General features: G+C 67.8%; 1 protein-coding gene and 1 pseudogene. Both read left to right on the top strand.

Annotation, left to right across the window (positions count from 1 at the left end; genetic code table 11):
- Positions 1-273 (top strand): biotin/lipoyl-containing protein (locus BMON_RS09075; protein ID WP_034885544.1); only part of this gene is annotated, 273 nt, incomplete at its 5' end.
- Between the two features lie 67 nt (positions 274-340).
- A pseudogene (locus BMON_RS10075) lies at positions 341-478 on the top strand (16S rRNA (adenine(1518)-N(6)/adenine(1519)-N(6))-dimethyltransferase RsmA); the annotation flags it as partial.

Raw genomic sequence — 478 nt, 5'->3', positions numbered from 1 at the left:
GGCGGGCAGGGCGATCCGGGTGTGATCGCCGCCGCCATGCAGGCCGCGGTCACCCGCGTCAACGTCGCCGAAGGGCAGAGCGTCGCCAAGGGCGACCTGCTCGTCGTGCTGGAGTCCATGAAGATGGAGAACTACGTTTATGCGCCCGTCGCGGGTACCGTCACCAAGATTCTCGTATCGCCCGGAGATGGCGTCGAGGCCGGGGCCACGTTGATCACCCTCGATGTCGCCGACAAAGGCGACGCGACGAGCGAGAAAGGAGATCGGCGATGAGTGACATGTCAGCCGGTTCCGTCACCGCACCAACCGCAGCATCGCCGGCCGCGCCATCTGCGGCCGTATCCGGCGACGGCGCGGAAACGCGTCAGCCCGTAAGGGCCGCCGCTTGCTGGGTGCGGCCGACATCCGCGCCATCGCCGCCGCGGCGGGAATACGCCCGACCAAGAAGTTCGGCCAGAATTTCGTCATCGACCCCGGC

The organism is Bifidobacterium mongoliense DSM 21395 (assembly GCF_000741285.1).
GTDB classification, from domain to species: Bacteria; Actinomycetota; Actinomycetes; order Actinomycetales; family Bifidobacteriaceae; genus Bifidobacterium; species Bifidobacterium mongoliense.
This window is presented reverse-complemented; position numbering and strand designations above follow the sequence as displayed.